Annotated in this window: 24 protein-coding genes; 19 read left to right on the forward strand and 5 right to left on the reverse strand. The window is 65.2% G+C overall.

Annotated features, from left to right (window positions below):
* Window positions 1-25: 25 nt before the first annotated feature.
* From pcaD to pobA, 6 genes are read left to right on the forward strand one after another with little or no spacing between them, the layout of a single operon-like run.
* Entirely contained in the window at window positions 26-838 is an 813-nt protein-coding gene (gene pcaD, locus AC0YKC_RS22140) for a 3-oxoadipate enol-lactonase (RefSeq protein ID WP_488512552.1), read from the forward strand.
* A complete protein-coding gene (gene pcaC / locus AC0YKC_RS22145; protein WP_224522923.1) occupies window positions 831-1,229 on the forward strand; it encodes a 4-carboxymuconolactone decarboxylase in 399 nt (132 codons plus the stop codon). The genes pcaD and pcaC overlap by 8 nt, the downstream gene beginning before the upstream one ends.
* On the forward strand, window positions 1,222-1,974 hold the full coding sequence (gene pcaH, locus AC0YKC_RS22150) for a protocatechuate 3,4-dioxygenase subunit beta (RefSeq protein WP_488512553.1): 753 nt from the start codon (window positions 1,222-1,224) through the stop codon (window positions 1,972-1,974). The genes pcaC and pcaH overlap by 8 nt, the downstream gene beginning before the upstream one ends.
* Complete coding sequence (gene pcaG, locus AC0YKC_RS22155) at window positions 1,974-2,588, forward strand: protocatechuate 3,4-dioxygenase subunit alpha (RefSeq protein ID WP_320297090.1); 615 nt, start codon at window positions 1,974-1,976, stop codon at window positions 2,586-2,588. Before pcaH ends, pcaG begins: the two co-directional genes overlap by 1 nt.
* Before the next feature lie 11 nt (window positions 2,589-2,599).
* Complete coding sequence (locus tag AC0YKC_RS22160) at window positions 2,600-3,652, forward strand: 3-carboxy-cis,cis-muconate cycloisomerase (RefSeq protein WP_488512555.1); 1,053 nt, start codon at window positions 2,600-2,602, stop codon at window positions 3,650-3,652.
* 59 nt (window positions 3,653-3,711) lie between these two features.
* On the forward strand, window positions 3,712-4,884 hold the full coding sequence (pobA, locus tag AC0YKC_RS22165) for a 4-hydroxybenzoate 3-monooxygenase (RefSeq protein ID WP_488512556.1): 1,173 nt from the start codon (window positions 3,712-3,714) through the stop codon (window positions 4,882-4,884).
* Window positions 4,885-4,897: 13 nt separating this feature from the next.
* Here pobA and pcaF read toward each other — a convergent pair whose 3' ends face one another.
* From pcaF to AC0YKC_RS22180, 3 genes are read right to left on the reverse strand one after another with little or no spacing between them, the layout of a single operon-like run.
* Window positions 4,898-6,103, reverse strand: coding sequence for a 3-oxoadipyl-CoA thiolase (gene pcaF / locus AC0YKC_RS22170; protein ID WP_488512557.1), 1,206 nt, complete (start codon window positions 6,101-6,103; stop codon window positions 4,898-4,900).
* Entirely contained in the window at window positions 6,104-6,907 is an 804-nt protein-coding gene (locus tag AC0YKC_RS22175; RefSeq protein ID WP_488512558.1) for a CoA-transferase subunit beta, read from the reverse strand.
* The gene (locus AC0YKC_RS22180) at window positions 6,904-7,761 is read right to left on the reverse strand and encodes a CoA transferase subunit A (protein ID WP_488512559.1); all 858 of its coding nucleotides are present in this window, start codon (window positions 7,759-7,761) and stop codon (window positions 6,904-6,906) included. Before AC0YKC_RS22180 ends, AC0YKC_RS22175 begins: the two co-directional genes overlap by 4 nt.
* 105 nt (window positions 7,762-7,866) lie before the next feature.
* On the opposite strand from AC0YKC_RS22180, the gene AC0YKC_RS22185 reads away from it, so the two are divergent.
* The 13 genes from AC0YKC_RS22185 (at window position 7,867) to AC0YKC_RS22245 (ending at window position 19,780) form a co-directional block, all read left to right on the forward strand.
* Entirely contained in the window at window positions 7,867-8,637 is a 771-nt protein-coding gene (locus AC0YKC_RS22185) for an IclR family transcriptional regulator domain-containing protein (protein WP_488512560.1), read from the forward strand.
* A gap of 111 nt (window positions 8,638-8,748) precedes the next feature.
* Window positions 8,749-9,474, forward strand: a complete 726-nt coding sequence (locus AC0YKC_RS22190) for a GntR family transcriptional regulator (RefSeq protein WP_320297083.1) — start codon at window positions 8,749-8,751, stop codon at window positions 9,472-9,474.
* Window positions 9,475-9,476: 2 nt separating this feature from the next.
* Entirely contained in the window at window positions 9,477-10,511 is a 1,035-nt protein-coding gene (locus AC0YKC_RS22195) for an ADP-ribosylglycohydrolase family protein (RefSeq protein ID WP_488512561.1), read from the forward strand.
* Entirely contained in the window at window positions 10,508-11,482 is a 975-nt protein-coding gene (locus AC0YKC_RS22200; RefSeq protein WP_488512562.1) for a PfkB family carbohydrate kinase, read from the forward strand. The genes AC0YKC_RS22195 and AC0YKC_RS22200 overlap by 4 nt, the downstream gene beginning before the upstream one ends.
* Window positions 11,483-11,521: 39 nt before the next feature.
* On the forward strand, window positions 11,522-12,586 hold the full coding sequence (locus AC0YKC_RS22205) for an ABC transporter substrate-binding protein (RefSeq protein WP_434723443.1): 1,065 nt from the start codon (window positions 11,522-11,524) through the stop codon (window positions 12,584-12,586).
* 27 nt (window positions 12,587-12,613) lie between these two features.
* Entirely contained in the window at window positions 12,614-13,483 is an 870-nt protein-coding gene (locus tag AC0YKC_RS22210; protein ID WP_488512563.1) for an ABC transporter permease, read from the forward strand.
* Complete coding sequence (locus tag AC0YKC_RS22215; RefSeq protein ID WP_488512564.1) at window positions 13,483-14,271, forward strand: ABC transporter permease; 789 nt, start codon at window positions 13,483-13,485, stop codon at window positions 14,269-14,271. The genes AC0YKC_RS22210 and AC0YKC_RS22215 overlap by 1 nt, the downstream gene beginning before the upstream one ends.
* Window positions 14,271-15,338, forward strand: a complete 1,068-nt coding sequence (locus AC0YKC_RS22220; protein ID WP_488512565.1) for an ABC transporter ATP-binding protein — start codon at window positions 14,271-14,273, stop codon at window positions 15,336-15,338. Before AC0YKC_RS22215 ends, AC0YKC_RS22220 begins: the two co-directional genes overlap by 1 nt.
* 104 nt (window positions 15,339-15,442) lie before the next feature.
* Window positions 15,443-16,531 (forward strand): Gfo/Idh/MocA family protein, encoded by a 1,089-nt coding sequence (locus AC0YKC_RS22225; RefSeq protein ID WP_488512566.1) that lies wholly within the window; start codon window positions 15,443-15,445, stop codon window positions 16,529-16,531.
* A gap of 50 nt (window positions 16,532-16,581) precedes the next feature.
* Window positions 16,582-17,496: a sugar phosphate isomerase/epimerase family protein gene (locus AC0YKC_RS22230; protein WP_488512567.1), complete on the forward strand. Its 915-nt coding sequence runs from the start codon at window positions 16,582-16,584 to the stop codon at window positions 17,494-17,496.
* Window positions 17,497-17,511: 15 nt separating this feature from the next.
* Window positions 17,512-18,606: a fatty acid desaturase family protein gene (locus AC0YKC_RS22235; protein WP_488512568.1), complete on the forward strand. Its 1,095-nt coding sequence runs from the start codon at window positions 17,512-17,514 to the stop codon at window positions 18,604-18,606.
* Window positions 18,607-18,634: 28 nt separating this feature from the next.
* On the forward strand, window positions 18,635-18,949 hold the full coding sequence (locus tag AC0YKC_RS22240) for a MocE family 2Fe-2S type ferredoxin (protein WP_488512569.1): 315 nt from the start codon (window positions 18,635-18,637) through the stop codon (window positions 18,947-18,949).
* A 27-nt stretch (window positions 18,950-18,976) separates the two neighbouring features.
* Window positions 18,977-19,780: a 3-methyl-2-oxobutanoate hydroxymethyltransferase gene (locus AC0YKC_RS22245; RefSeq protein ID WP_434723437.1), complete on the forward strand. Its 804-nt coding sequence runs from the start codon at window positions 18,977-18,979 to the stop codon at window positions 19,778-19,780.
* 18 nt (window positions 19,781-19,798) lie between these two features.
* Here AC0YKC_RS22245 and AC0YKC_RS22250 read toward each other — a convergent pair whose 3' ends face one another.
* Window positions 19,799-21,295: an HAL/PAL/TAL family ammonia-lyase gene (locus AC0YKC_RS22250; RefSeq protein WP_488512570.1), complete on the reverse strand. Its 1,497-nt coding sequence runs from the start codon at window positions 21,293-21,295 to the stop codon at window positions 19,799-19,801.
* Window positions 21,292-22,293, reverse strand: a complete 1,002-nt coding sequence (locus AC0YKC_RS22255) for an ornithine cyclodeaminase family protein (RefSeq protein WP_320297071.1) — start codon at window positions 22,291-22,293, stop codon at window positions 21,292-21,294. The genes AC0YKC_RS22250 and AC0YKC_RS22255 overlap by 4 nt, the downstream gene beginning before the upstream one ends.
* Window positions 22,294-22,396: the final 103 nt, after the last annotated feature.

Genomic DNA, 22,396 nt, shown 5'->3' on the forward strand with positions numbered 1-22,396 from the left:
AATGTGGGTTTGGAGGATAGAAATCGTGCCATTCGTCAGCATAGGCGGCGTCGCGCTGCATTACCGCCATATCGAGGCAGCCGGCACGTCGCGTCCGATCATCTTCATCAATTCGCTGGGCACCGACTTCCGCATCTGGGACGACGTCGTCGCGGAACTGACCGGCGAAATGCCGATGCTCGTCTACGACAAGCGCGGCCATGGGCTGTCGGATATCGGCGGCGGCGTACGCTCTATCGACGACCATGTTGACGATCTGGTCGCCCTCATCGACCATTTCGGCTTCGACAAGGTCGTGCTCCTCGGCCTGTCCGTCGGCGGCATGATTGCGCAGCGGCTCTATACCCGCCACCCCAAATGCGTAGAGGCGCTGATCCTCAGCGACACGGCACATAAGATCGGCACCGCCGAAAGCTGGAACACGCGCATCGCGACCGTCGAGCGCGACGGCATCGAGGCGATCGCCGAAGGCATCATGAAAGTGTGGTTCACGCCGGAGTTCCATGCCAGGCGTTCGGCGGATCTGGCCGGCTGCTGCAACATGCTCACCAGGCAGGCTCTGCCTGGTTACATCGGTACCTGCATGGCAGTCCGCGATGCCGATTTCACCGACAGCGCGCGACGCATTGCGGTGCCGACGCTTTGCATGGTCGGCGACCAGGACGGTTCGACGCCGCCGGATCTTGTCCGCTCGCTGGCCGGACTGATCCCCGGCGCGCGTTTCGAAGTGATCCGCAATGCCGCGCATATCCCGTGCATCGAGCAGCCCGCAGCGCTCGTCACGTTGATCCGCGATTTCGTCGCCTCGTTGCCTGGGGGAAAGTCTGCTCATGGATGATGTCACGAAGAACCGCTACCGGACCGGTCTCGAGGTCCGCCGCGCCGTGCTCGGCGATCCGCATGTCGACCGCGCCGAGGACGCCGCGACCGATTTCGACCGGCCGTTCCAGCAGTTGATCACCGAAGCCGCCTGGGGAACGGTGTGGGCGCGGCCCGGCTGGTCGAAGCGCGAGCGCTCGATTGTGACGCTGGCGCTGCTTGCGGCGCTCGGCCATGACGAGGAAGTGGCCATGCATGTGCGCGCCACCGCCAATACGGGCGCATCGCGCGACGACATCTGCGAGGCCTTCCTGCATGTCGCGATCTATGCCGGCGTGCCGGCCGCCAACCGCGCCTTCAAGATCGCCAAGCAGGTGTTCGCGCAGATGGACGGAGCCGCCCATGGCTGAGCCCGGCTCCAACCGCGCGCCGGAAACCGGCGCCTTCTTCCAGCGCGACCGCCAGTGGCATCCGCCGGCGTTCACGCCGAACTACAAGAGCTCGGTGCTGCGCTCGCCGCAGAAAGCGCTTTTGTCGTTCGACAACACGCTGTCGGAATTGACCGGCCCGGTGTTCGGGCACGCGATGCTGGGCGAGCTCGACAACGACCTGATCCATAATTTCGCCAAGCGCGGCGAGAGCGCCATCGGCGAGCGCATCATCGTCCATGGACGCGTGCTCGACGAGCGCGGCAAGGGTGTGCCCGGCGTGCTGCTCGAATTCTGGCAGGCCAATGCCGGCGGCCGCTACCGTCACAAGAAGGACGGCTATCTGGCACCCCTCGATCCGAATTTCGGCGGCTGCGGCCGCGCGATCACCGGCGAGGATGGCGGCTACGCCTTTCGCACCGTCAGGCCCGGGCCGTATCCCTGGCCGAACGGGCCGAACGACTGGCGGCCGGCGCATATCCATTTTTCGGTGTTCGGCCACGGCTTCGCGCAGCGACTGATCACGCAGATGTATTTCGAGGGCGATCCGCTGATCTGGCGTTGTCCGATCGTCGGCGGCATTTCCAACAAGGCCGCGATCGAAGCGCTGATCGCCGCGCTCGACATGAACTCTACCATCCCGATGGACGCGCTCGCCTACAAGTTCGACATCGTGCTGCGCGGGCGCCGCTCGACGCTGTTCGAGAACCGGCCGGAGGGCAATTGATGGCGCAGTCGCTCGACCGGCTGAAGGAGAGCCCTTCGCAGACCGCCGGACCCTATGTGCATATCGGGCTGACGCCCAATTTCTGCGGCATCGGCGGCGTCTATGCGAGCGATCTCGGTTCGACCATGGTCAATGGCGAGACCAGGGGCGAGCGCATCGAACTCCGCATCCGCGTGCTCGACGGCACCGGCACGCCGCTGAAGGATGCGCTGGTCGAGATCTGGCAGGCGGATGCCGAAGGCCTCTACAATTCGCCGACGGAATTGCGCGGCGCCGCCGATCCGAACTTCCAGGGATGGGGCCGGCAGCCGACCGACATGGAAACGGGCGTCTGCCTGTTCAAAACGATCAAGCCGGGCCGGGTGCCGTTCCGCGACGGGCGGCTGATGGCGCCGCATATCACGCTGTGGATCGTGGCGCGCGGCATCAATATCGGCCTGAACACCAGGCTCTATTTCTCCGACGAGGAGAAGGCCAATGCCGAGGACCCGATCCTTGCGCGCATCGAGCATCGCCTGCGCGTGGCGACGCTGATCGCCGAACGCCAGGGCGACACTTACGTCTTCGACATTCATCTGCAGGGCGAAAAGGAGACGGTCTTCTTCGACAGCTGACCGTGGCGGCCATGACCGTTTCGCCCTTCGATCACCCGCTGCTATCCGGCCTGCTCGGCGACGAGGAGGCGGCCAAGCATTTTTCCGTCGAAGCCGACATAGGCGCCATGCTCCATTTCGAGCGGGCGGTGGCCGAGGCGGAAGCCGAGCACGGCGCGATCCCCAGCAATGCGGCGGCGGCGATCGTCAGGGCGCTGGCGGCGTTCCGGCCGGACACGGCGAAGCTGCGCGCCGGCGTCGCCATGGATGGCGTCGTGGTGCCGGAACTGGTGCGCCAGGTTAAAGCCGCTGTCGGCGCGCCGCACGATGCATATGTGCATTTCGGCGCCACCAGCCAGGATGTGATCGATACGTCGCTGGTCTTGCGCCTGCGGCAGGTCGTCGACCATATCGGCCTGTTGCTTGGCGAGAACGTCGTTCGCCTCGCCGGTCTTGAGCTGGAGTTTGGAAATCGTGAACTCATGGCGATGACGCGCATGCAGCCGGCAATTCCAATAACAGTACGCGATCGGATCGTTTCGTGGCGGGCGCCACTCGAACGTCACCAGGAACGCTTGAAAGAGCTCTCCGGCCGGCTGCTGGTGCTGCAGTTCGGCGGTGCAGCGGGAACGCTGGAAAAGCTCGGCGACAAGGCCGCCACCGTGCGCGCCGCTCTTGCCGCGAAGCTCGGTCTTGGCGATGCGCCGCAATGGCATAGCCAGCGCGACGCGCTCGCCGAGCTCGCCGGCTGGCTATCGCTGGTGACCGGCGGCCTCGGCAAGTTCGGGCAGGACGTTGCGCTGATGGCGCAGACGGGCTCCGACATCAGACTGTCCGGTGGCGGCGGCTCGTCGGCGATGCCGCACAAGCAGAATCCGGTGAAGGCGGAAGCCCTGGTGGCGCTGGCGCGCTTCAATGCCGTCCAGCTCTCCGGCATGCACAACGCGCTGGTGCACGAGCAGGAGCGTTCGGGCGCGGCCTGGACGCTGGAATGGCTCCTCCTGCCACAAATGGTCGTGGCGACCGCGGCCGCGCTCAGGCTTGCCGCCGAGTTGGCCGCGCAGATCGAGAGCCTCGGGCGCTAACGCATGTCGCCCAAAAGTGCGCAGCGGTTTTGGGAGAACGACATGTGTAAAGGGATCTGATGCGCACGAAGGTCGCTATCATTGGGTCCGGACCGTCCGGTCTGCTGCTCGGCCAGTTGCTCGCCACCATTGGCGTCGAGACGATCATCCTCGAACGGTCCAGCCGGGAACATGTGCTCGGCCGGGTACGAGCGGGCGTGCTGGAGCAGGGCACGGTCGACCTTCTCGGCGAAGCGGGCGCGGCGGACAGGCTGCATGCCCAGGGCCTGCCGCATGAAGGCATCTCGCTCGCCTTCGACGGCCGCGCGCATCGCATCGACATGACGGCGCTCACCGGCGGCAAGCATGTCACCGTCTACGGCCAGACCGAGGTGACGCTGGATCTGATGCAGAAGCGCGAAGCAGCGGGTCTCCTGACCGTCTTCGAAACGTCGAATGTCGCGCTGCATGATTTCGGCGGCGCGTCGCCCTTCGTGACCTACGACAAGGACGGGCTCACGCATCGCATCGATTGCGACTTCATCGCCGGTTGCGACGGCTACCACGGCGTCAGCCGCCGCTCGGTGCCGGAAAGCGCGTTGAAGACGTTCGAGCGGCACTATCCGTTTGGATGGCTGGGCGTGCTGGCCGAAGTGCCGCCGGCCGACCACGAGCTGGTCTATGCCAATCACGAGCGCGGTTTTGCGCTCTGCTCGATGCGCTCGCCACAGCGCAGCCGCTACTATGTGCAGGTTCCGGCCGACGAACGCGTCGAGGCCTGGTCGGACGACCGCTTCTGGGACGAGTTGCGCGGGCGCCTGCCGCCGCAGATAGCGGCCGCCGTCACCATCGGGCCATCCTTCGAGAAGTCGATCGCGCCGCTGCGCTCCTTCGTTGCCGAGCCGATGCGCTTCGGCCGGCTGTTCCTGGTCGGCGACGCCGCCCATATCGTGCCGCCGACTGGCGCGAAGGGCCTCAACCTCGCTGCCAGCGACGTGCGCTATCTGTTTGCCGGACTTCGTGAATTCTATAACGGGAAATCAGAGGCTGGGCTCGACGCTTATTCGTCCAAGGCGCTGGCGCGCGTGTGGAAAGCGGTGCGCTTTTCCTGGTGGATGACGACGATGCTGCACCGTTTTCCGGAGACGGGCGAGTTCGGCCAACGCATCCAGGAAGCCGAGCTCGACTATCTCGTGCATTCACAAGCTGCATCGACCGCTCTGGCCGAAAATTACGTCGGTCTTCCTTACTGATCAGCCGCCGCGCTCAGACGCGTTCGAGCGCGATGGCGATGCCCTGGCCAACGCCGATGCACATGGTGGCCAAAGCCAGCTTGCCGCCGCGCTCGCGCAGCTCGAGCGCCGCCGTGCCGGTGATGCGCGCGCCGGACATGCCGAGCGGATGACCGAGCGCGATCGCGCCGCCATTGGGGTTCACATGCTCCGCCTTCTCGGAAATTCCGAGTTGGCGGAGCACGGCAATGCCCTGGGAGGCGAAGGCTTCGTTCAATTCGATGACGTCGAATTGTTCGGGCGTCAGGCCGAGGCGGGCGCAAAGCTTCATGGTAGCCGGCGCCGGGCCGATGCCCATGATGCGCGGCGCCACGCCGGCGACGGCGCCGCCGAGGATACGGGCGATCGGCGTCAGCCCATGCTTCTTCGCCGCTGCTTCGGATGCGATGATGAGGGCGGCCGCGCCGTCATTGACGCCGGAAGCATTGCCGGCGGTCACCGTGCCGCCCTGGCGGAACGGCGTTGGCAGTTTGGCCAGCGCCTCTATGGTGGTGCCGGCGCGGGGATGCTCGTCCTTCGAGACGACGATCGCGTCACCCTTTCTCTGCGGGATGGTCACCGGCGTGATCTCTTTCGCCAGCCGGCCATTTTCTTGCGCGGCCACCGCCTTGTCCTGGCTGCGTACGGCGAAGGCGTCCTGGTCGGCCCGGCTGACGGAAAAATCCTCGGCGACGTTCTCGCCGGTCTCCGGCATGGAATCGACGCCATACTGCTTCTTCATCAGCGGGTTGACGAAACGCCAGCCGATGGTGGTGTCGTAGATCTCGGCATTGCGTGAGAAGGCGGTGTCGGCCTTCGGCACGACGAAGGGCGCGCGGCTCATCGATTCCACGCCACCGGCAATCATCAGCTCGGCCTCGCCTGCTTTGATGGCGCGCGCGGCGATGGTGGCGGCATCCATGCCAGAACCGCACAGGCGGTTGACGGTCGAGCCGGGAATGTCCTGCGGCAGGCCGGCAAGCAGCAGCGCCATGCGCGCGACGTTGCGGTTGTCCTCGCCGGCCTGGTTGGCGCAGCCATAGACGACGTCATCGATGGCCGCCCAGTCGACGCTGGAATTGCGCTCGACCAGCGCCTTCAACGGAATCGCGCCGAGATCGTCGGCGCGGACGGAGGACAGAGAACCGCTGAAGCGGCCGATGGGCGTGCGGATGTAATCGCAGATGAAGGCCTCAGTCATTTATGCAGCTTTCCCTTTGGCGGTCCCTTGATGCGCCGCCTTGGTGCGGGCCTGCAGGTCGCGCAATGTCTTCAGCTCGAGTTCCGTCGGCGCCGGCGTCTCGTCAAGGGCCTCCGCGAATTTTACGACCCAGCCACAAGTCTCCTGCACCTGCTCACGCGTGACGCCGGGATGCAGCGACACCACCGTAAATTCCTTGGTCACCGGGTCGGGCTTCCAGATGGCGAGGTCGGTGATCAGCAAGGTCGGGCCGGCCGTGTCGATACCGAGGCGCTTGCGGTGATCGCCGCCGTCGCCATGGCCGAAGGAGGTGAAGAAGTCGATCTTCTCGACCATGCCGCGCTTCGACTGTGCCATGGTGATGTAGACCTGCCTCGACGAGGTGGCGATCTCCGGCGCGCCGCCGCCGCCGGGCAGGCGGGTCTTGGGATGCGCATAGTCGCCGATGACGGTGGTGTTTATGTTGCCGAATCTGTCGAGCTGTGCGGCGCCCAGGAAGCCGATCGAGATGCGGCCGCCCTGCAGCCAGTAGCGGAACATCTCCGGCACGGCGACGGTGGTGACCGCCGTCTCGCACAATTCGCCGTCGCCGATCGACAGCGGCAACACGTCGGGCGCGGTGCCGATGGTGCCGCTCTCGTAGATCAGCGTGATGTCGGGCGCATGCGTCAGCCGCGCGACGTTGCAGGCGGCCGACGGCGCGCCGATGCCGACGAAGCAGACATCGTCGCTTTTCAGCGCGCGGCTGGCGGCGATCGTCATCATCTCGTTCGGGGTGAAGCCCATATCCTTCGCGTCGCTCATGCGGCCTTCCTCAGATGCTCGACGCGGCCGGCAAAGTCGTCGGCGCTGCTCTCGATGACGTTCTTCCGGATCCACGCCTGGAAGCGGTCGCGGTCGGCGGCGATCTCGTCCCATTCCAGATAGGCGGCGTTGTCGCGCTCGTAATAGCCATGCGTGTAAGAGGGGTGCGAGCCGCCGGGCACGACCGAAATCGCCGCGATCGTCCAGTTCGGCAACACGGTGAGGTTGGGGTGGAGGTCGTCGAAATTGTCGACCACGTCCTCGACCGTCACCACGGCGCGCCTTGCGGCAAGAACGGCCTCCTTCTGGATGCCGATGATGCCTTCGACCAGCACATTGCCTTTCCGGTCCGCCTTCTGCGCGTGGATGAAGGTGACGTCGGGCCGGATCGCCGGAACGGCGGCAAGCACTTCGCCGGTGAAGGGGCAGGTCACGGATTTGATGTTCGGATTGACCGCGGCGAGACCGGCGCCGCGATAGCCGCGAAACACCGCGCAGGGCAGGCCGGCGGCGCCCGCCTCGTAGGCATTGGCCATGCCGGCGTGGCTGTGCTCCTCGACCTCGATGGCGCGCGGAAAGCCGTTCTCGATAGCGTCGCGGGCGCGCCTGAGCAGGCCGACGCCCGGATTGCCGACATAGGAGAAGACGACCTTCTTCGCCATGCCCATGCCGATCATCTGGTCGTAGATCAGGTCGGGCGTCATGCGGATCAGCGTCAGCTCACGAAAGCCCTGGCGGATCGCCTCATGCGCGGCGGCGGTCGGGATCAGATGCGTGAAGCCCTCGAAAGCGACCGTATCGCCGTCATGCAGATTCTCCGCGACCGCCTCTTTCAGCGGCAGGAACTTCACCATCCTTAGGCTCCGTGGTGCAAAAGTTCGTATTGCGAACATGTGTTTTATATGGGATACTTTTAGCTCCAATCTTTGCATAGAGTCAACGCCGGCCTGGAGACGTTCGTGGAAGAGGAATCCATTTCACGCGACCATGTCGGTTCGCTGGAACGCGGCCTGGCGGTGATGGAAATCCTCGCGCGCCATCCGGCCGGCATGACGCTGACCGAGATGGCCGAGGAGGCGGATCTCACCCGCGCGGGAGCCCGGCGCTTTCTGCTGACATTGGTAGCCACGGGCTATGCGACGCAATCCGGCCGGCTGTTTTCGCTGTCGCCGCGCTTGCTGACTGTCGCGCGGACATGGCTTGGCGGCGCTTCGCTCTGGACCTTCGCGGCGCCCATCATGCGCGAGGTGGCGGGGAAATTCGACGAAGCCTGCAATGCGGCCGTGCTGTCGGGCGAGGATGTCGTCTATGTCGCGCGCATCCCTGGACGGCGCATCCTGAGCGTCGCGCTCGATGTCGGCACGCGGCTGCCGGCCTACTGCACCTCGATGGGGCGGGTGCTGCTTTCCGGCCTGTCGGCGGATGAGTTGAAGACCTTCCTTGCCGAGGCGGCCATCAAGCGGCGGACGCCGAAGACGATCACCGGCCGCGCCGCACTCGGCAAGGCCATCGACAGGGCGAGGGCGGATGGCTTCGCCATCGTCGACGAGGAGCTGGAGCTTGGCCTGCGCTCGATTGCGGTGCCGATCGTCGATCGCGCCGGGCGCACCGTCGCGGCCATCAACGTCTCGACGCAGTCGGCGCGTTTCTCGGTCGAGGCGATGGAGCGCGACATCCTGCCGGTGCTGCGGCAGGCCAGGCAGCGCGTCGAGGAATTCTTCTTCGTTTGACGACCAGCCGATGTTTGACAGGCAGCCGATCGTCGGGCCGAAGCCCGTTGACGCTTCATTTCAGATACGCTAATGAACAGGATTATACAGGTTCACTGAACAGGTATCGATATGGCCCGTCGCGCGATGCAGCTTACTCCCGGCACGGGCAAGCCCGAGCAGATCGCGACGGTTCTGGAGCATGAGATACGCTCCGGCCTGCTTGGCTTCGGCGACCGCCTGCAGAGCGAAAGCGAGCTCGTCCAGCGCTTCTCCGTCAGCCGCAACACGGTGCGCAAAGGGTTGGAAGAACTCTCCAGCCGGGGGCTCATCACCACCAAGGTCGGCATCGGCTCCTTCGTGACCTTCGACGGCATGCCGGTCGATGACGCGATCGGCTGGTCGCGCGCGCTTGCCAATGCGGGCGCCAATGCCGAGACCCGCACATTGCGGCTCGAGATCATCGAGGACGCGGAACTGGCGGCCAGGCTCGGCGTGGACAGCTCGTCCTTCATTGCCGTCGACCGCGCCCGCACCAATGCCAATGACGGCCACGCCATCTCGATCGAGCGCAGCCGCCTGCCGCTGTCGCCCGAATTGGAGGACATACCCCTGCGCGGCCTGCGCGAAGGCACGCTGCACCAGACGCTGCGCGGGGCAGGGCTGGTGCCCGACCACGGCGAGGAGTGGGTCGATATCGAGATGCTGAGCGCCGCCGACGCCGCGATCCTCGATTGCGCGCCCGGCACGCCGTTCCTGCGCACACGCCGCCTGACGCGCGCCGCCGACGGACGCGCGATCGAATTCGTCACCAGCCTGCTCAACCCGGCGCATTTCGCGCTTCACCTGGAGTTCTGAGCATGGCGGACGCTGCCTTGATCGATCGGGCCATGGGCGCGTTGATCGGCGGGGCGCTGGGCGATGCGCTGGGCATGCCGACGCAGCTTCTGTCGCCGGCCCGCATCGCAGAGGTCTACGGCCATGTCGAGGATTTCGTCGCGCCCGCCGCCGACCACCCGGTGTCGAAAGGACTGCCGGCCGGCGCGATCACCGACGACACCGAGCAAGCGCTGCTGCTTGGCCGCATCCTGGTCGAGTCCGGCGAGCGTTTCGACCATGCGCGCTGGGTCAACGCGCTGCTCGACTGGGAGCGCGACGTCAAGGCTCGCGGCAGCTACGACCTGCTCGGACCGTCGACCAAGCGCGCCATCGACGCCATCAACAGCGGCGTGCCGGCCGAGGAGGCTGGACGCAGCGGCGACACCAATGGCGCGGCAATGCGCATCGCGCCGGTCGGCATCATGATGCCGCCGGAGCCGCTCGATGCCCTGGTCGCCAAAGTCGCGGAAACGTGCCGGGCCACGCACAATACCTCGATCGCCATTGCCTCGGCCGTGGCAGTCGCCGCAGCTGTCAGCCTCGGTGTCTCGGGTGGCGACTGGCGCGCCGCTTCCGGCCATGCGGTCGCAGCCGCGAGACTTGGTGCTGCGCTCGGCCATTGGGTCACCGGCGGTGATATCGCCGCGCGCATTTTCTGGGCGCAGGCGCTCGTTCGGGGCAAGGCGGAGAAGGAAGCAATCAAGCTGATCGTCGACCTGATCGGCACGGGCGTCGCCAGCCAGGAATCTGTGCCGGCGGCATTCGCGGTGCTGGAGGTCGCGCAGGGCGATGCATGGCGGGCCGCCGTGATCGCGGCCAATCTCGGCGGCGACACCGACACGATCGGGGCGATTGCCGCCGGCATGGCCGGCGCCTGCTCCGGCCTGTCGAAGCTGCCGCGGGATCGCATCGCCCAACTGCATGGCATCGACATCGCGGATGTCCGCGCGCTGGCCGAGGATCTGGTCGCGGCGCGGACGGCCAAGACCGGTCCAGGCAAGGAGGACGCGGCGTGAGCGCACGGCTCGTCCATGTCGGCAGCGCGGTGGTCGACTATGTCTACCGCATCGACGCCTTGCCGGCGCCGGGCACGGAAAAAACCGCGACGAGCTATGCGCGGGTCGCCGGCGGCGGCTTCAACATGATGGTCGCGGCAAGCCGCACCGGCATGAAGGTGGTGTTCGGCGGCCAACTCGGCACCGGGCCGGACGGCGATTTCCTGCGTGCCGCCTTCGCGGCTGAAGGCATCGAGACGCTGACGCCGCCGTCGCCTTTCATGGACAGCGGCAATTGCGTCGCCATGATCAGCCGCGACGCCGAACGCACCTTCGTCTCCTGGCCGGGCGCCGAGAGCCGGTTGACGCTCGACATGATGAAGCCGGTCCAAGCCGTTCCGGGCGATTGGGTTTTCACGTCGGGCTATACGCTGAGCTATCCCGGCAGCCGCGACGCGCTCACCGACTGGATCGAGGCGCTGTCTGCCGGCATTCCCTTCGTCTTCGATCCGACTCCGGTGATCGCCGATATTCCGCGGCCGATCCTGGACAGGGTGCTGGCGCGCACGACCTGGCTGAGCTGCAACACCAACGAGGCCGCGGAGATTGCCGGCGCCGGCGATGCCCAGACCGTCGCCATCCGGTTGCTCACCGAGCATTGCCCCAGAGCCGAAGGCGTCGTCATCCGTGCCGGCGCGCATGGCTGCCTGGTGCGCATGGCCGACGGCGGCACCCGTACGGTGCCGGGGTTCAAGGTGGAGGCGGTCGACACCAATGGTGCCGGCGACACGCATATCGGGGCCTTCGTCAGCGCCTTGGCGCGCGGCATGTCGTCCTGCGAGGCGGCCCGCTATGCCAATGCGGCGGCGGCTCTTTCCGTCACCCGCCATGGCGGGTCCTCGGCGCCCACCGGCGAAGAAATCCAGGAATTCCTGAGCCATGGCGATCAAGCAACGACCGCGCCTGGCCAGGCGAAAGCGACTGCAACTTAACAAGCCCGTCAATCGGGCAAACAATGAGAGGAAAAGAACATGCGCATGCCCAGACTGACCGCTTTTCTGACGGCTACCGCCGTCTTCGTTTCCGCCTTCACGCTGGCAGCACAAGCCGCCGAGGAAGTGCACGTGCTCAACTGGAAAGGCTATGGCGCCGACGAGCCATGGGCGGTCGCCAATTTCGAGAAGGCGACCGGCTTCAAGGTGGTCAACGACTTCTTCAACTCCGAGCAGGAGATGCTGACCAAGATCCGGACCAATCCCGGCCTCTACGACGTCGTCATGATCAATGCCGCCTTCAACGACCAGGCGATGGCCGGCAAGCTGATCCAGCCGATCGATGTCTCGAAACTTTCCAACTATGCCGATATCGCCAAGGACAAGGCCAGCTCGCCGATGCTCAACCATGACGGCAAGGTCTATGGCGTGCCGTGGGTGTGGGGCCTGACGGCGCTGGCCATCAACGAGAAATCCTTCGACAAGCCGCCGACGAGCATCGCCGAGATGTGGGACCCGGCGCATAAGGGCCGCGTCATCATCCGCGACGACGCTGTCGAGGCGGTCCAGTTCGGCGCGCTGGCATCGGGGCAGAACATCAACGACATCAAGGATATGGACGCGGTCAAGGCGAAGCTCACCTCGCTGATGCCGCAGATCAAGACCTTCTGGAGCTCGGAGAACGACTGGAACCAGATGGTCGCCTCCAACCAGATCGACATCGGCACCTATTGGAGCGGCTCGGCCGACCGCGCAAAGACGCATTTCAAGCTGCCGGTCTCGCTGGTCATCCCGAAGGAAGGCTCGGTCGCCTGGCTCGACGCTTTCTCGATCCCCGTCGGTTCCAAGAACGTCGCCGGCGCCGAGGCCTTCATCAACTACATGATCGATCCGAAATTCTATGTCGAATGGGTCACCAAGGTCGGCGCGCCGGTCTCCGCCAACACCAAGGCGGTCGAGGCTCTCCCCGAGGACGCCTTCAACCGCAAGGTGATGGGCAGCCCGGACGTCGCCAAGCGCATCCAGTTCCAGGCGCCGGTCACCGACGAGCAGCGCGAGAAATACCTGGCGCTGTGGCAGGAGCTGAAGGTCAACGTGAAGTAACAGGCGTCTTTCGGGAGGAGAGGCAAAATGGCTGACCAGCTTGCGGTCGGTTCGCGCCGCGGACTGAAGCCGGCCCTGCCGCTTCTCCTTCCCGCCTATCTGTGGCTGACGGTGGCGATCTTCCTGCCGCTGTCGGCCATGGTTTTCTTCTCCTTCATGACCGACCTGCCGCTGGCAGGCAAAGGGTGGTCGTTCACGCTTGGCAATTACGCCGCCTTCTTCTCGCAAAGCCTCTATTCGCGGCTTCTGCTTTCATCGCTGCGGCTCGGCCTCGAGGTGACGCTGTGGTGCGTCGTCATCGGTTATCCGGCGGCCTATGTGCTGGCCAAGGTGCTGAAGGGCCGCAGCCGCGAGGCGATCTTCCTGCTCGTCATCCTGCCGTTCTGGTCGAACGGGCTGGTGCGTATCTTCTCCTGGGCCATGGTGCTGCGCGAAGGCGGCATCCTCGACACGGCGCTGAACGCTGTGCTGCCGTTCAAGATCAACATCGATCTCATGTATTCCTATCCCGCCGTCATCATCGGCCTGGTGCACTCCTATGTGCCCTACATGGTTCTCACCTGCTATCTCACGCTGCAGGCCATCGACGATTCGCTGATCGAGGCGGGCCGCTCGCTCGGCGCTTCGCGCCGGCAGGTGCTGTGGCGGGTGATCATCCCGCTGTCGATGCCGGGCCTGATCGCGGGTGCCGCGCTGATCTTCGTGCCGGTCGTCGGCTCCTTCATGGAGCCGCGCATCCTCGGCGGCCGCACCGGCACCTTCTATGGCACCGTCATCGAGGACCAGTTTGTCGCGGTGTTCAACTGGCCGCTGGGTGCCGCACTTTCCTTCATCCTGCTCGCGGTCGTGCTGATCATCCTGGCGCTGGCCGCACCTGTCCTGCGGAGAGCCGCGTGATGGCGGCGACGCGCATCCTCGAATGGCTCGGGCGTTTCTACATCGTGCTTTTGCTCGGCTTCCTCTATCTGCCGATCATCATCATGGCGGCTATGTCCTTCAACGCCTCGCCCTTCTACCAATTGCCGTTCGAGTGGACGACGGACTGGTACGCCTCGCTCTGGCAGAACGAGCAGCTGATCGCGGCGACCTGGAACAGCATCGAGATCGCAATCATCACCACCTTGATCTCGACGGTGCTGGGTTCGATGGCCTCGCTCGCGCTCTACCGCTATGAGTTTCGCGGCAAGAAATTCCTGCAGGCGCTGCTCTTCCCGCCGATCGCCATTCCGTGGCTGATCACCGGCACGGCGATGCTGATCTTCTTCTTCGGCGTCGGCATCGGCCGCGGGCTCATCGCCATCCTGCTCGGCCATGTCGCGCTGGCGCTGCCTTATGTCATCGTCGTCGTGTCGGCGCGGCTGCAGACCTTCGCGCCTGAACTGGAGGAGGCGGCGCGCTCGCTGGGCGCCAACCAGTGGCAGGTGACCATGCGCGTGACCTTACCCTGGATCATGCCCGGCGTGATCGCCGGCGGGCTCTTTGCCTTCGCCGTGTCGTTCGACCAGTTCGTCGTCTCCTACTTCCTGTCGACGCCCGGCCAGACGACGCTGCCGGTCGAAATCTACGCCGCGATCCGCAAGGGCTTCACGCCCGAGATCAACGCGGTCTCGACCATCATCATTGTCGTGTCGATGGCGCTGATGCTGCTCACGGCGCGCTTCTTCAAATTCGGCGGAGAGAAGTAATGGCTGGCGTCCAGGTCGCGAACGTCTCCCGCAGCTTCGGCGCACACAAGGCGCTGGATGATGTGTCGATCGATTTCGCCGACGGCGGCTTCTACGCGCTGCTCGGTCCCTCCGGCAGCGGCAAGACCACGCTGCTGCGCCAGATCGCCGGCTTCGACTTTCCGGATGCCGGGCGCATCGCCATCGGCGGTGAAAGCGTCGAGCGCGTGCCGGTCGAGAAGCGGCGCATCGGCATGGTGTTCCAGAACTATGCGCTGTTTCCCAATATGTGCGTCGCCGACAATGTCGCCTTTGGCCTTTCGGTGCGCGGCGAGGCGAAGGCCACGATCGCGGCGGAGGTGCAGCGCGCGCTTGACCTCGTGCAGCTCGGCAAGCTTGGCGGGCGCAAGCCGCACCAGCTCTCCGGCGGCCAGCGCCAGCGCGTTGCGCTGGCGCGGGCTATCGTCACCAAGCCGCGCGTGCTTCTGCTCGACGAGCCGCTCGGCGCGCTCGACAAGGCGCTGCGCGTCGACATGCAGATCGAGCTGAAGCGCATCCAGCGCGAGATCGGCATCACCACGATCTTCGTCACGCATGACCAGGAAGAGGCGCTGACGATGAGCGACCGCATCGGCATATTGCGCTACGGCAGGCTGGTGCAGGAAGGCCCGCCGGAGGAGATCTACGACAGGCCGCAAAGCGAGTTCGCAGCGACCTTCCTCGGCGACGCCAACATCTTTCGCGGTGACGCGACCGGCTCCGGGATCAAGCTGCCGGACGGCACAACGATCGCGGCTTCGACCGGCGCATCGGTGCCGGCCGGCGCCAAGGCGAGCTGCGCGGTCCGGCCCGAGCGCATCCGGATTTCCACCGGCGCGGCAAAGCCCGATCCAGCCAATGCCAACACGCTCAAGGGTCAGGTCTCGAAACGCATCTTCGCCGGCAACAACAGCACCTATTTCGTCGACCGTGACGGCCAGACGCTGAAGGTGATCGTCCAGAACACAGGGGCCGAGAGGCTGGCCGAAGGCGAGCCGGTGGTGCTCAGCTGGTCACCGGACAGCACGGTGCTGATCGCGGCGAGCTGACCGACGTGGCCGAGCCGCCATCAGACCCTGATGGGAAATGATGGCACGGGACTTGGCTGAAGTCCGGACCATAGCGTTATATCCAGTCCTCGACGGAGGAATGGATGGCGAGCATGGGTTTCGAGCCGGACGTTGAAGTCCGGGTCAAGGACTACCGGATCGGCTGCATCGGCGCCGGCATGATCATGGCCGAATGCCATCTGGCCGCCTATCATGAAGCCGGCTTTCCCGTGGTGGCCATCGCGTCGCGCACGAAGGCCAATGCCAAGAAGGTGGCCGCCCGCTGGGGTATTGCGACCGTCCACGATACGCCTGAGCAGCTGATCGAGAACGGCCGCGTCGAGATCGTCGATCTCGCTTTCCCGCCCGACCAGCAGCCGGCGCTGATCCGCCATGCGCTGAAGCAGCCGCACGTCAAGGCGATCCTGGCGCAGAAGCCGCTGGCGCTCTCGGTGGAAGAAGCGGTTAAGCTGCGCGACGAGGCAGCCGCCTCGGGCAAGATCCTCTCGGTCAACCAGAACATGCGCTACGACCAGTCGATGCGCGTCCTGAAGCAGATCATCGACAGCGGCGCGCTGGGCGAGATCGTCTTTGCCGAGATCGACATGCACGCGATCCCGCACTGGCAGACGTTCCTGGCCGAGTACGACCGGCTGACGCTCGCCAATATGAGCGTGCACCACCTCGACGTTCTGCGTTTCCTGTTCGGCGATCCGGACGACATCACAACGCTGACGCGCAAGGACCCGCGGACCAGGTTCGAGCATTCCGACGGCATCACGGTCTCGACGCTGCGCTTTCCCTCGGGCGTGTTCGCGGTGTCGCTGGAAGATGTCTGGTCCGGCCCGCGCCAGGAAGGCTATCGGGACGACCAGCATATCGCCTGGCGCGTCGACGGCACCAAGGGCGTCGCCAAGGGGACGATCGGCTGGCCGAAGGGCATCGCCTCGACCTTGACTTACGCCTCGACCGAGACGACGGGCGGTGAATGGGTGACGCCGAGTTGGGAGACGATGTGGTTCCCGCACGCCTTCATCGGCGTGATGGAACAGCTCCAGCATGCGCTGAAGACCGGCACGCCGCCGGCGCTCTCCGTCGCCGACAACGTCAAGACGATGGCGCTGGTCGAAGCCGGCTACCGGTCGATGGCCGAAGGCCGCACCATTAAGCTGTCCGAAATCCGCATCGACTGAGGCGGCTGAAGGCAAGGCAACAGAATCGCTTACCGGGAGGACTTCAGCTCATGATGCAGGCGGGTATCTTCACAGGCTACTTCCCTTACGAGCTCGAGGAGGTCGCCAGGCGCATCCGCGCGCTCGATTTCAACACAGTGCAGCTCGACCTGCATTTCAAGGATATCGACCTGTCGGCCGGGCAGATCACCAGGGACAAGGCAAGGAAAGTGCGCGACACGTTCCGCGACCACAACCTGCCGGTCTGCTGCCTGTCCGGCTACACCAACATCATCCATCCGGACAAGGCGGAGCGGGAGAAACGGCTTGCCTACCTCAAGGAGATCATCCGCAACGCACGCGAATTCGGTTCGCCCTATGTGATCTCGGAGACTGGCACCTACAACACCGAGTCCGACTGGGTGCACCACCCGAAGAACAAGACCGAGGAAGGCTTCGAGGAATGCCGCAAGGTGATCTCGGACCTTGCCCAGACGGCTTACGATCACGGCGCGGTGTTCCTGCTCGAGACCTATGTTAACAACGTCGTCGGCTCAGTCGAGGAGACAGTAAAAATGTTCGCGCAGGTCGACCACCCCGGTCTCGGCCTCTTGATGGATCCGACCAATTATTTCGAGGCGCATAACATCGACCGTATGGATCAGGTGCTGAACCAGGTGTTCGACACGCTGACTGACAAGATCAGGATAGCGCATGCCAAGGACGTGAAGCGCGCGGGCAGCGACAAGACCGAGAAGCATGCCGATATCGGCGACGCGGACGCGCATGAGGGACTGACCTTCCGCGGCGTCGGCGAGATCGAATTGCCGGCGCCGGGGCTCGGCGCGCTGAACTATGACCTCTACCTCAAGCGGCTCAGCAAGAAGCATCCGAACATCGCGGTCATCATCGAGCATCTGTCGGAAGACGACGTCCCGCGCGCGAAGAAATTCCTCGACGGAAAATTTCGCGCCAACGGGCTTTGATTGCGAGGAGTGGCGATGACGATGGCCCGCACCAAGCGCGACTACAGTCTTGTCGGCGAAAGCACTCGGCTTGCGATCGAGACCGGGCTGGCCTCGGCGGAATGGTATCACACCGACGTGGCGCGCAAGACCATGAAGGAGTTGATGCAGCGCTCGGACGGCCCGGCAATCCGCGACACCATCATCTGGATCGTCGCGATCCTGGGCTCGGCCGCCGGAATCGTCTGGTTCTGGGGCAGTTGGTGGATCGTGCCGTTCCTGTTCGTCTATGGCCTGCTCTACGGCTCGTCGAGCGACTCGCGCTGGCACGAATGCGGCCACGGCACCGCCTTCCGCACGCGCTGGATGAACGACGTCGTCTATCACGTCGCCTCGTTCATGCTGATGCGCAATCCGGTGCAGTGGCGCTGGAGCCATGCGCGCCATCACACCGACACCATTATCGTCGGCCGCGACGCCGAAATCGCGGTGATGCGGCCGCCGGACCTGATCAAGGCGGGCTTGGCCTTCACCGGCATCCTCGACTTCCGCTATTCGCTGCCGACGCTGGTGCGCCAGGCCTTCGGCACATTGTCGGACGACGAGAAGAGCTACATCCCGGAGATGGAGCAGCACAAGGCGGTGACCGCGGCGCGCTGGCACATGGTCGTGTATGCCGCGACGATCGCTGTCGCGATCGCGCTTGGGTCATGGATACCGCTGGTGCTGATCGGCCTGCCGCGCCTCTACGGCACCTGGCACATGGTGACGACGGGGCTGCTGCAGCATATCGGGCTCGCCGACAACGTCACCGACCATAGGCTCAACACCCGCACCGTCTACATGAACCCGATCAGCCGGTTCATCTACTGGAACATGAACTACCATGTGGAGCATCATATGTTCCCAATGGTGCCCTATCACGCGCTGCCCAAGCTGCATGAGCTGATCAAGCACGATTTGCCGGTGCCGAGCCCGTCGATGTGGCATGCCTATCGCGAGGTCTGGCCGGTGCTGCTTAGGCAGCTGAAATACGAGGACTACTATCTGAAGCGCGAATTGCCGCCGACGGCCAAGCCCTATCGCGGCGAGTTCCACGATCTCGACATAACGGCGGCCGCCGCCGAATAGGCGTCGCGCAGCAAGCTGGAGACGGACGATGGCGGAGTGGGTCGAAGCATGCGCGGTGGGCGATGTGGACGAAGAGGATGTGATCCGCTTCGACCATGGCGGCCGCACCTTCGCGATCTATCGCTCGCCGGACGACGCGTTCTTCGCGACCGATGGGTTCTGCACGCATGAAAAGGCCCATCTCGCCGACGGGCTGGTAATGGACGACATCATCGAATGCCCCAAGCACAATGGCCGCTTCAACTACAAGACAGGCGAGGCCAAGGGCGCGCCGGTCTGCGTCAACCTCAAGACCTATCCGGTCCGGGTCGAGGCCGGTAAGGTGATGATCGATATCGGCTGAAAGCCGCCAGACAGACAGGATGTACCGATGAGCCGAAAGAGACCGACCGTTGCCGATCTGCGCGCCATGAAGGGCAAGCGGCAATTGACCATGCTGCGCGTGCTGACGCTGGAAGAGGCCGAGGCTGCCGAGCGGGCAGGGGTCGATATCGTCTCGGTGCCGCCGGAACTGGTGCTCAATCCGCAATACCGCGATGCCGCGCCCGGCCTCTTCACCATGCCGGGCGAGAACTTTTTCGAGATCGGCACGGCCGACGATTTCGTGCGCTGGTCGTTCCGGCTCTACAAGGCCGGCGCCGACGCCGTCTATTGCAGCGCCGGCTATGCCACCATCAAGCGCATGGCCGACGACGCCATCCCCGTTATCGGCCATGTCGGTCTCATTCCCTCCCGCGCGACCTGGACCGGCGGCTTCAAGGCGGTCGGCAAGACCGCGGACACCGCCATGCAGGTTTTCGAGGCGGTCAAGCAGCTGGAAGCCGCCGGCGCCATCGGCGCCGAGATCGAGGTGGTGCCGGTGGAAGTCGCGAAAGCAATCTCCGAGCGCACCCCGCTGATCATGCTGTCGATGGGCGCGGGCACGGGCTGCGACGCGCAATATCTGTTCGCCGAGGATATTCTCGGCACCAATCGCGGTCACATGCCGCGCCACTCGAAGGTCTATCGCAACTTCGCCGCCGAATACGACCGGCTGCAACAGGAGCGCATCGCGGCGTTTTCCGAATATGTCGCCGACGTCAACAGCGGCGCCTATCCGGAGGACAGGCATATCGTGCACATGGACCCGGACGAGCTCACCCTGTTCATGAAGAAGGTCGACGCAAAGGCCTGATCCAAGAATCGAAAAGCTTCAGCCGGCAGCCGGCGGACATTGCCAGATTCCGCTGACGAGGGCGGCATAAAGCGCTTCGGCATCGATGCCCAGTGGCCTGTCTTCCTTGAGCGTCGCCACATGCGAGCGCACGGCCGCGTGGATTGCGCCCGTGGCCGGTGCCAGCGCCATGCCCTCGCGCAAATCGACGGCCTGCGCCGCGGCCATCAGCTCGAAGGCGATCAGCCGCCGCCACAGAACGATCATCTCCGCGCATTTGGCGACGGCGAGCGGCGTCTGCGTGGCGTGATCCTCGACGCCCTCGGATACGGGCAGGAAATCGAGCATCACCGGATTGGCCTTGTGGCGGATCGCGGCCAGGATCGCCGTCACCGACTTCTGCAGCGGAACGAAGCCGGCGGAAGCGCCTCCGACCGGCGACAGATATTTCGGCAGGCCGTGGCGGGTCGAGCCGGTAAGCTGGATGAAGCGCGCCGCTGACGCGGCCGCGCATTGGGCGATCGCCAGGCCAAGCGTTTCGAAGGCGAGCGCCAGCGACGCGGTGTGGAAGTTGCCGGTCGACATGACCAGCTCATCCTCGGCAAGCACCAGCGGATTGTCGGCGGCGGCGTTGAGCTCGATCTCGACCGCCAGCCTGGCATGGTCGATCGCCTGGGTCAGCGCGCCGTGGATCGAAGGCATGCAGCGGACCGACAGCGGGTCCTGGATGGTGGTCGGCGCCGGCGCTTCGTCGCGCGCCAGCAGGTCGCGCAGCGCCTTCGCAGCAAGCTGCTGGCAGGCGCCCGGGCGTGCCTGATGCTGGCGCGGATCGAGGATGGTGCGGTTGGCGCCAATGCCTTCCATCGTCAGCGCGCCGGCCTGCTGCTGCTGGTCGAGCGCCGACAGCGCATCGGTCAGCGCCAGCGCTCCGGCGCCGGCGGAAACCGCCGAGGCGTTGATCAAAGAGAGGCCGTCCTTCGGCGAGAGCGTGACGGGCGCGAGCCGCGCCATCATCAAAGCCTTGGCGGCAGGCATGCGGCGGCCCTGATATTCCGCTTCACCTTCGCCGATCAGCACCCTAGCGATCGCCGTCATCAGCAGGAGGTCGCCGGCGCCGATCGAGCCCAGCGACGGCATCACCGGATGCACGCCGGCATTGAGCGCCTCGACCAACGCCGCGAACACGCGCGGCGACAGGCCCGAGCCGCCGGAAGCGAGCATCGCAACGCGGGCGAACATCGCCGCCCGCACCGCCGGCATCGGCAGGGCCTCGCCGACGGCGGCGCTGCGGCCTTCGATCAACTGGCGCTGGAAAGCGCTCGAGTCGCCTTCGACCGCGGTGCCGAGATTGGCGCCAAGACCTCTGTTGAGCCCGTAGATCTGCTGGCCGCCGGCCGCGGCGGCATCGAGGACCTGGCGAGCCTTGTTGAGTTTTTCGAGGACGGCGGACGTGACCTCGACCTTGCAGGCATTGCGCGCGGCGGCGACCACATCCTCGATGCTGACGCCGGCGCCGGTGAGAACGAGCGGGCTCATGCGAAGCGCAGCCTCTGGCCGATGCCGTTTTCGCCGGCCTTGGCGAGCATGGCCTTGCCGAGCGCGATATCGGAGAGCGACAGGCCGCGATGCCAGAACAGGATCGTCTCGCCATCGCTTTGCCGGCCGGGTTTGAGGCCGGCGGCGATCTGGCCGAGCTCCGCATGCAGCGTCGCCTCGCTCAGCCGTCCCGTCTCGACATGGGCGCGCAGCGAGCCGAACTTGCCGCCCTTGCACTGCCCCCAGTCGTCGACGACGATCTTCTGCATGATGTCGGTGAGCGACAGTTCGACCGCGCTCATCGTGCCGTAGGGCACCACCAGCGCGCCCCGCTTGATCCATTCGGTCTTGAGCAGCGGCTGCGGCTCCGGCAGCCGCGAGGCCTCGACGACGATATCGGCGCCTTCGACACAGCTTTTCCAGTCGGCCACCGCCAGGACCGGCTTGCCGAGGTCGGCGGCGAGCTTCGCGGCGAAGGCGTCGCGGCTTTCCGGCCGGCGCGAATGGACGCGGATCTCGTCGAAGTCGAAGAGATGATCGAGCAGGCGCACATTCCAATAGGCGGTGCCGCGCGCGCCGATGTGGCCGAGCACCTTGGACGACTTCTTCGCCAGATGCCGGGCGCCGATGGCGGTAACGGCGCCTGTGCGCATGTCGGTGATGACGGTGGCGTCGAGGATGGCGCGCGGCGTGCCGGTGCGTGGATCGAAAAGATTGAGGATGCCGAATTCCGACGGCAGGCCGTGCTTATAATTGTCGACATAATCGCCGACGATCTTCACGCCGGCGGCATCGAGCGGCGCCACATAGCCGCGCAGCACGTTGAAGTGGCCATGAAAGGACGGGTCGGGCTCGAGATGGACGCGCGGCTCGATCACCGTCTGGCCCTTACCCTGCGCGACGAGCCCGGTTTCGACGGCGCCGATGATCTCGGCGTCGGTCATGGCCAAAGCTTCGATGTCGAGAGCATTGAGGTAGTCGATATAGATAGGCTTCATGCGGTTTCCTCGGCCACCCCCGGGCTCATCCATAACAGGCGAAACGGCGACACGGAAGTTTGTTGGATAAGCTCTGGACGGGACCGGGCTTATGCTGTTCAAC

It is taken from the genome of Mesorhizobium sp. CNPSo 4661 (genome assembly GCF_057784215.1).

What these genes read in the sequence shown, in the direction of transcription:
- pobA (WP_488512556.1), top strand. Translation starts at nt 3,712, where the DNA reads ATGCGCACGAAGGTCGCTATCATTGGGTCCGGACCGTCCGGTCTGCTG.
- AC0YKC_RS22215 (WP_488512564.1), top strand. Translation starts at nt 13,483, where the DNA reads ATGGCGGCGACGCGCATCCTCGAATGGCTCGGGCGTTTCTACATCGTG.
- pcaF (WP_488512557.1), bottom strand. Translation starts at nt 6,103, where the DNA reads ATGACTGAGGCCTTCATCTGCGATTACATCCGCACGCCCATCGGCCGC.
- AC0YKC_RS22255 (WP_320297071.1), bottom strand. Translation starts at nt 22,293, where the DNA reads ATGAAGCCTATCTATATCGACTACCTCAATGCTCTCGACATCGAAGCT.
- AC0YKC_RS22160 (WP_488512555.1), top strand. Translation starts at nt 2,600, where the DNA reads ATGACCGTTTCGCCCTTCGATCACCCGCTGCTATCCGGCCTGCTCGGC.
- AC0YKC_RS22235 (WP_488512568.1), top strand. Translation starts at nt 17,512, where the DNA reads ATGACGATGGCCCGCACCAAGCGCGACTACAGTCTTGTCGGCGAAAGC.
- AC0YKC_RS22180 (WP_488512559.1), bottom strand. Translation starts at nt 7,761, where the DNA reads ATGGTGAAGTTCCTGCCGCTGAAAGAGGCGGTCGCGGAGAATCTGCAT.
- AC0YKC_RS22220 (WP_488512565.1), top strand. Translation starts at nt 14,271, where the DNA reads ATGGCTGGCGTCCAGGTCGCGAACGTCTCCCGCAGCTTCGGCGCACAC.
- AC0YKC_RS22205 (WP_434723443.1), top strand. Translation starts at nt 11,522, where the DNA reads ATGCGCATGCCCAGACTGACCGCTTTTCTGACGGCTACCGCCGTCTTC.
- AC0YKC_RS22240 (WP_488512569.1), top strand. Translation starts at nt 18,635, where the DNA reads ATGGCGGAGTGGGTCGAAGCATGCGCGGTGGGCGATGTGGACGAAGAG.
- AC0YKC_RS22230 (WP_488512567.1), top strand. Translation starts at nt 16,582, where the DNA reads ATGATGCAGGCGGGTATCTTCACAGGCTACTTCCCTTACGAGCTCGAG.
- AC0YKC_RS22245 (WP_434723437.1), top strand. Translation starts at nt 18,977, where the DNA reads ATGAGCCGAAAGAGACCGACCGTTGCCGATCTGCGCGCCATGAAGGGC.
- AC0YKC_RS22190 (WP_320297083.1), top strand. Translation starts at nt 8,749, where the DNA reads ATGGCCCGTCGCGCGATGCAGCTTACTCCCGGCACGGGCAAGCCCGAG.
- AC0YKC_RS22210 (WP_488512563.1), top strand. Translation starts at nt 12,614, where the DNA reads ATGGCTGACCAGCTTGCGGTCGGTTCGCGCCGCGGACTGAAGCCGGCC.
- pcaH (WP_488512553.1), top strand. Translation starts at nt 1,222, where the DNA reads ATGGCTGAGCCCGGCTCCAACCGCGCGCCGGAAACCGGCGCCTTCTTC.
- AC0YKC_RS22175 (WP_488512558.1), bottom strand. Translation starts at nt 6,907, where the DNA reads ATGAGCGACGCGAAGGATATGGGCTTCACCCCGAACGAGATGATGACG.
- AC0YKC_RS22195 (WP_488512561.1), top strand. Translation starts at nt 9,477, where the DNA reads ATGGCGGACGCTGCCTTGATCGATCGGGCCATGGGCGCGTTGATCGGC.
- pcaG (WP_320297090.1), top strand. Translation starts at nt 1,974, where the DNA reads ATGGCGCAGTCGCTCGACCGGCTGAAGGAGAGCCCTTCGCAGACCGCC.
- AC0YKC_RS22225 (WP_488512566.1), top strand. Translation starts at nt 15,443, where the DNA reads ATGGCGAGCATGGGTTTCGAGCCGGACGTTGAAGTCCGGGTCAAGGAC.
- AC0YKC_RS22250 (WP_488512570.1), bottom strand. Translation starts at nt 21,295, where the DNA reads ATGAGCCCGCTCGTTCTCACCGGCGCCGGCGTCAGCATCGAGGATGTG.
- pcaC (WP_224522923.1), top strand. Translation starts at nt 831, where the DNA reads ATGGATGATGTCACGAAGAACCGCTACCGGACCGGTCTCGAGGTCCGC.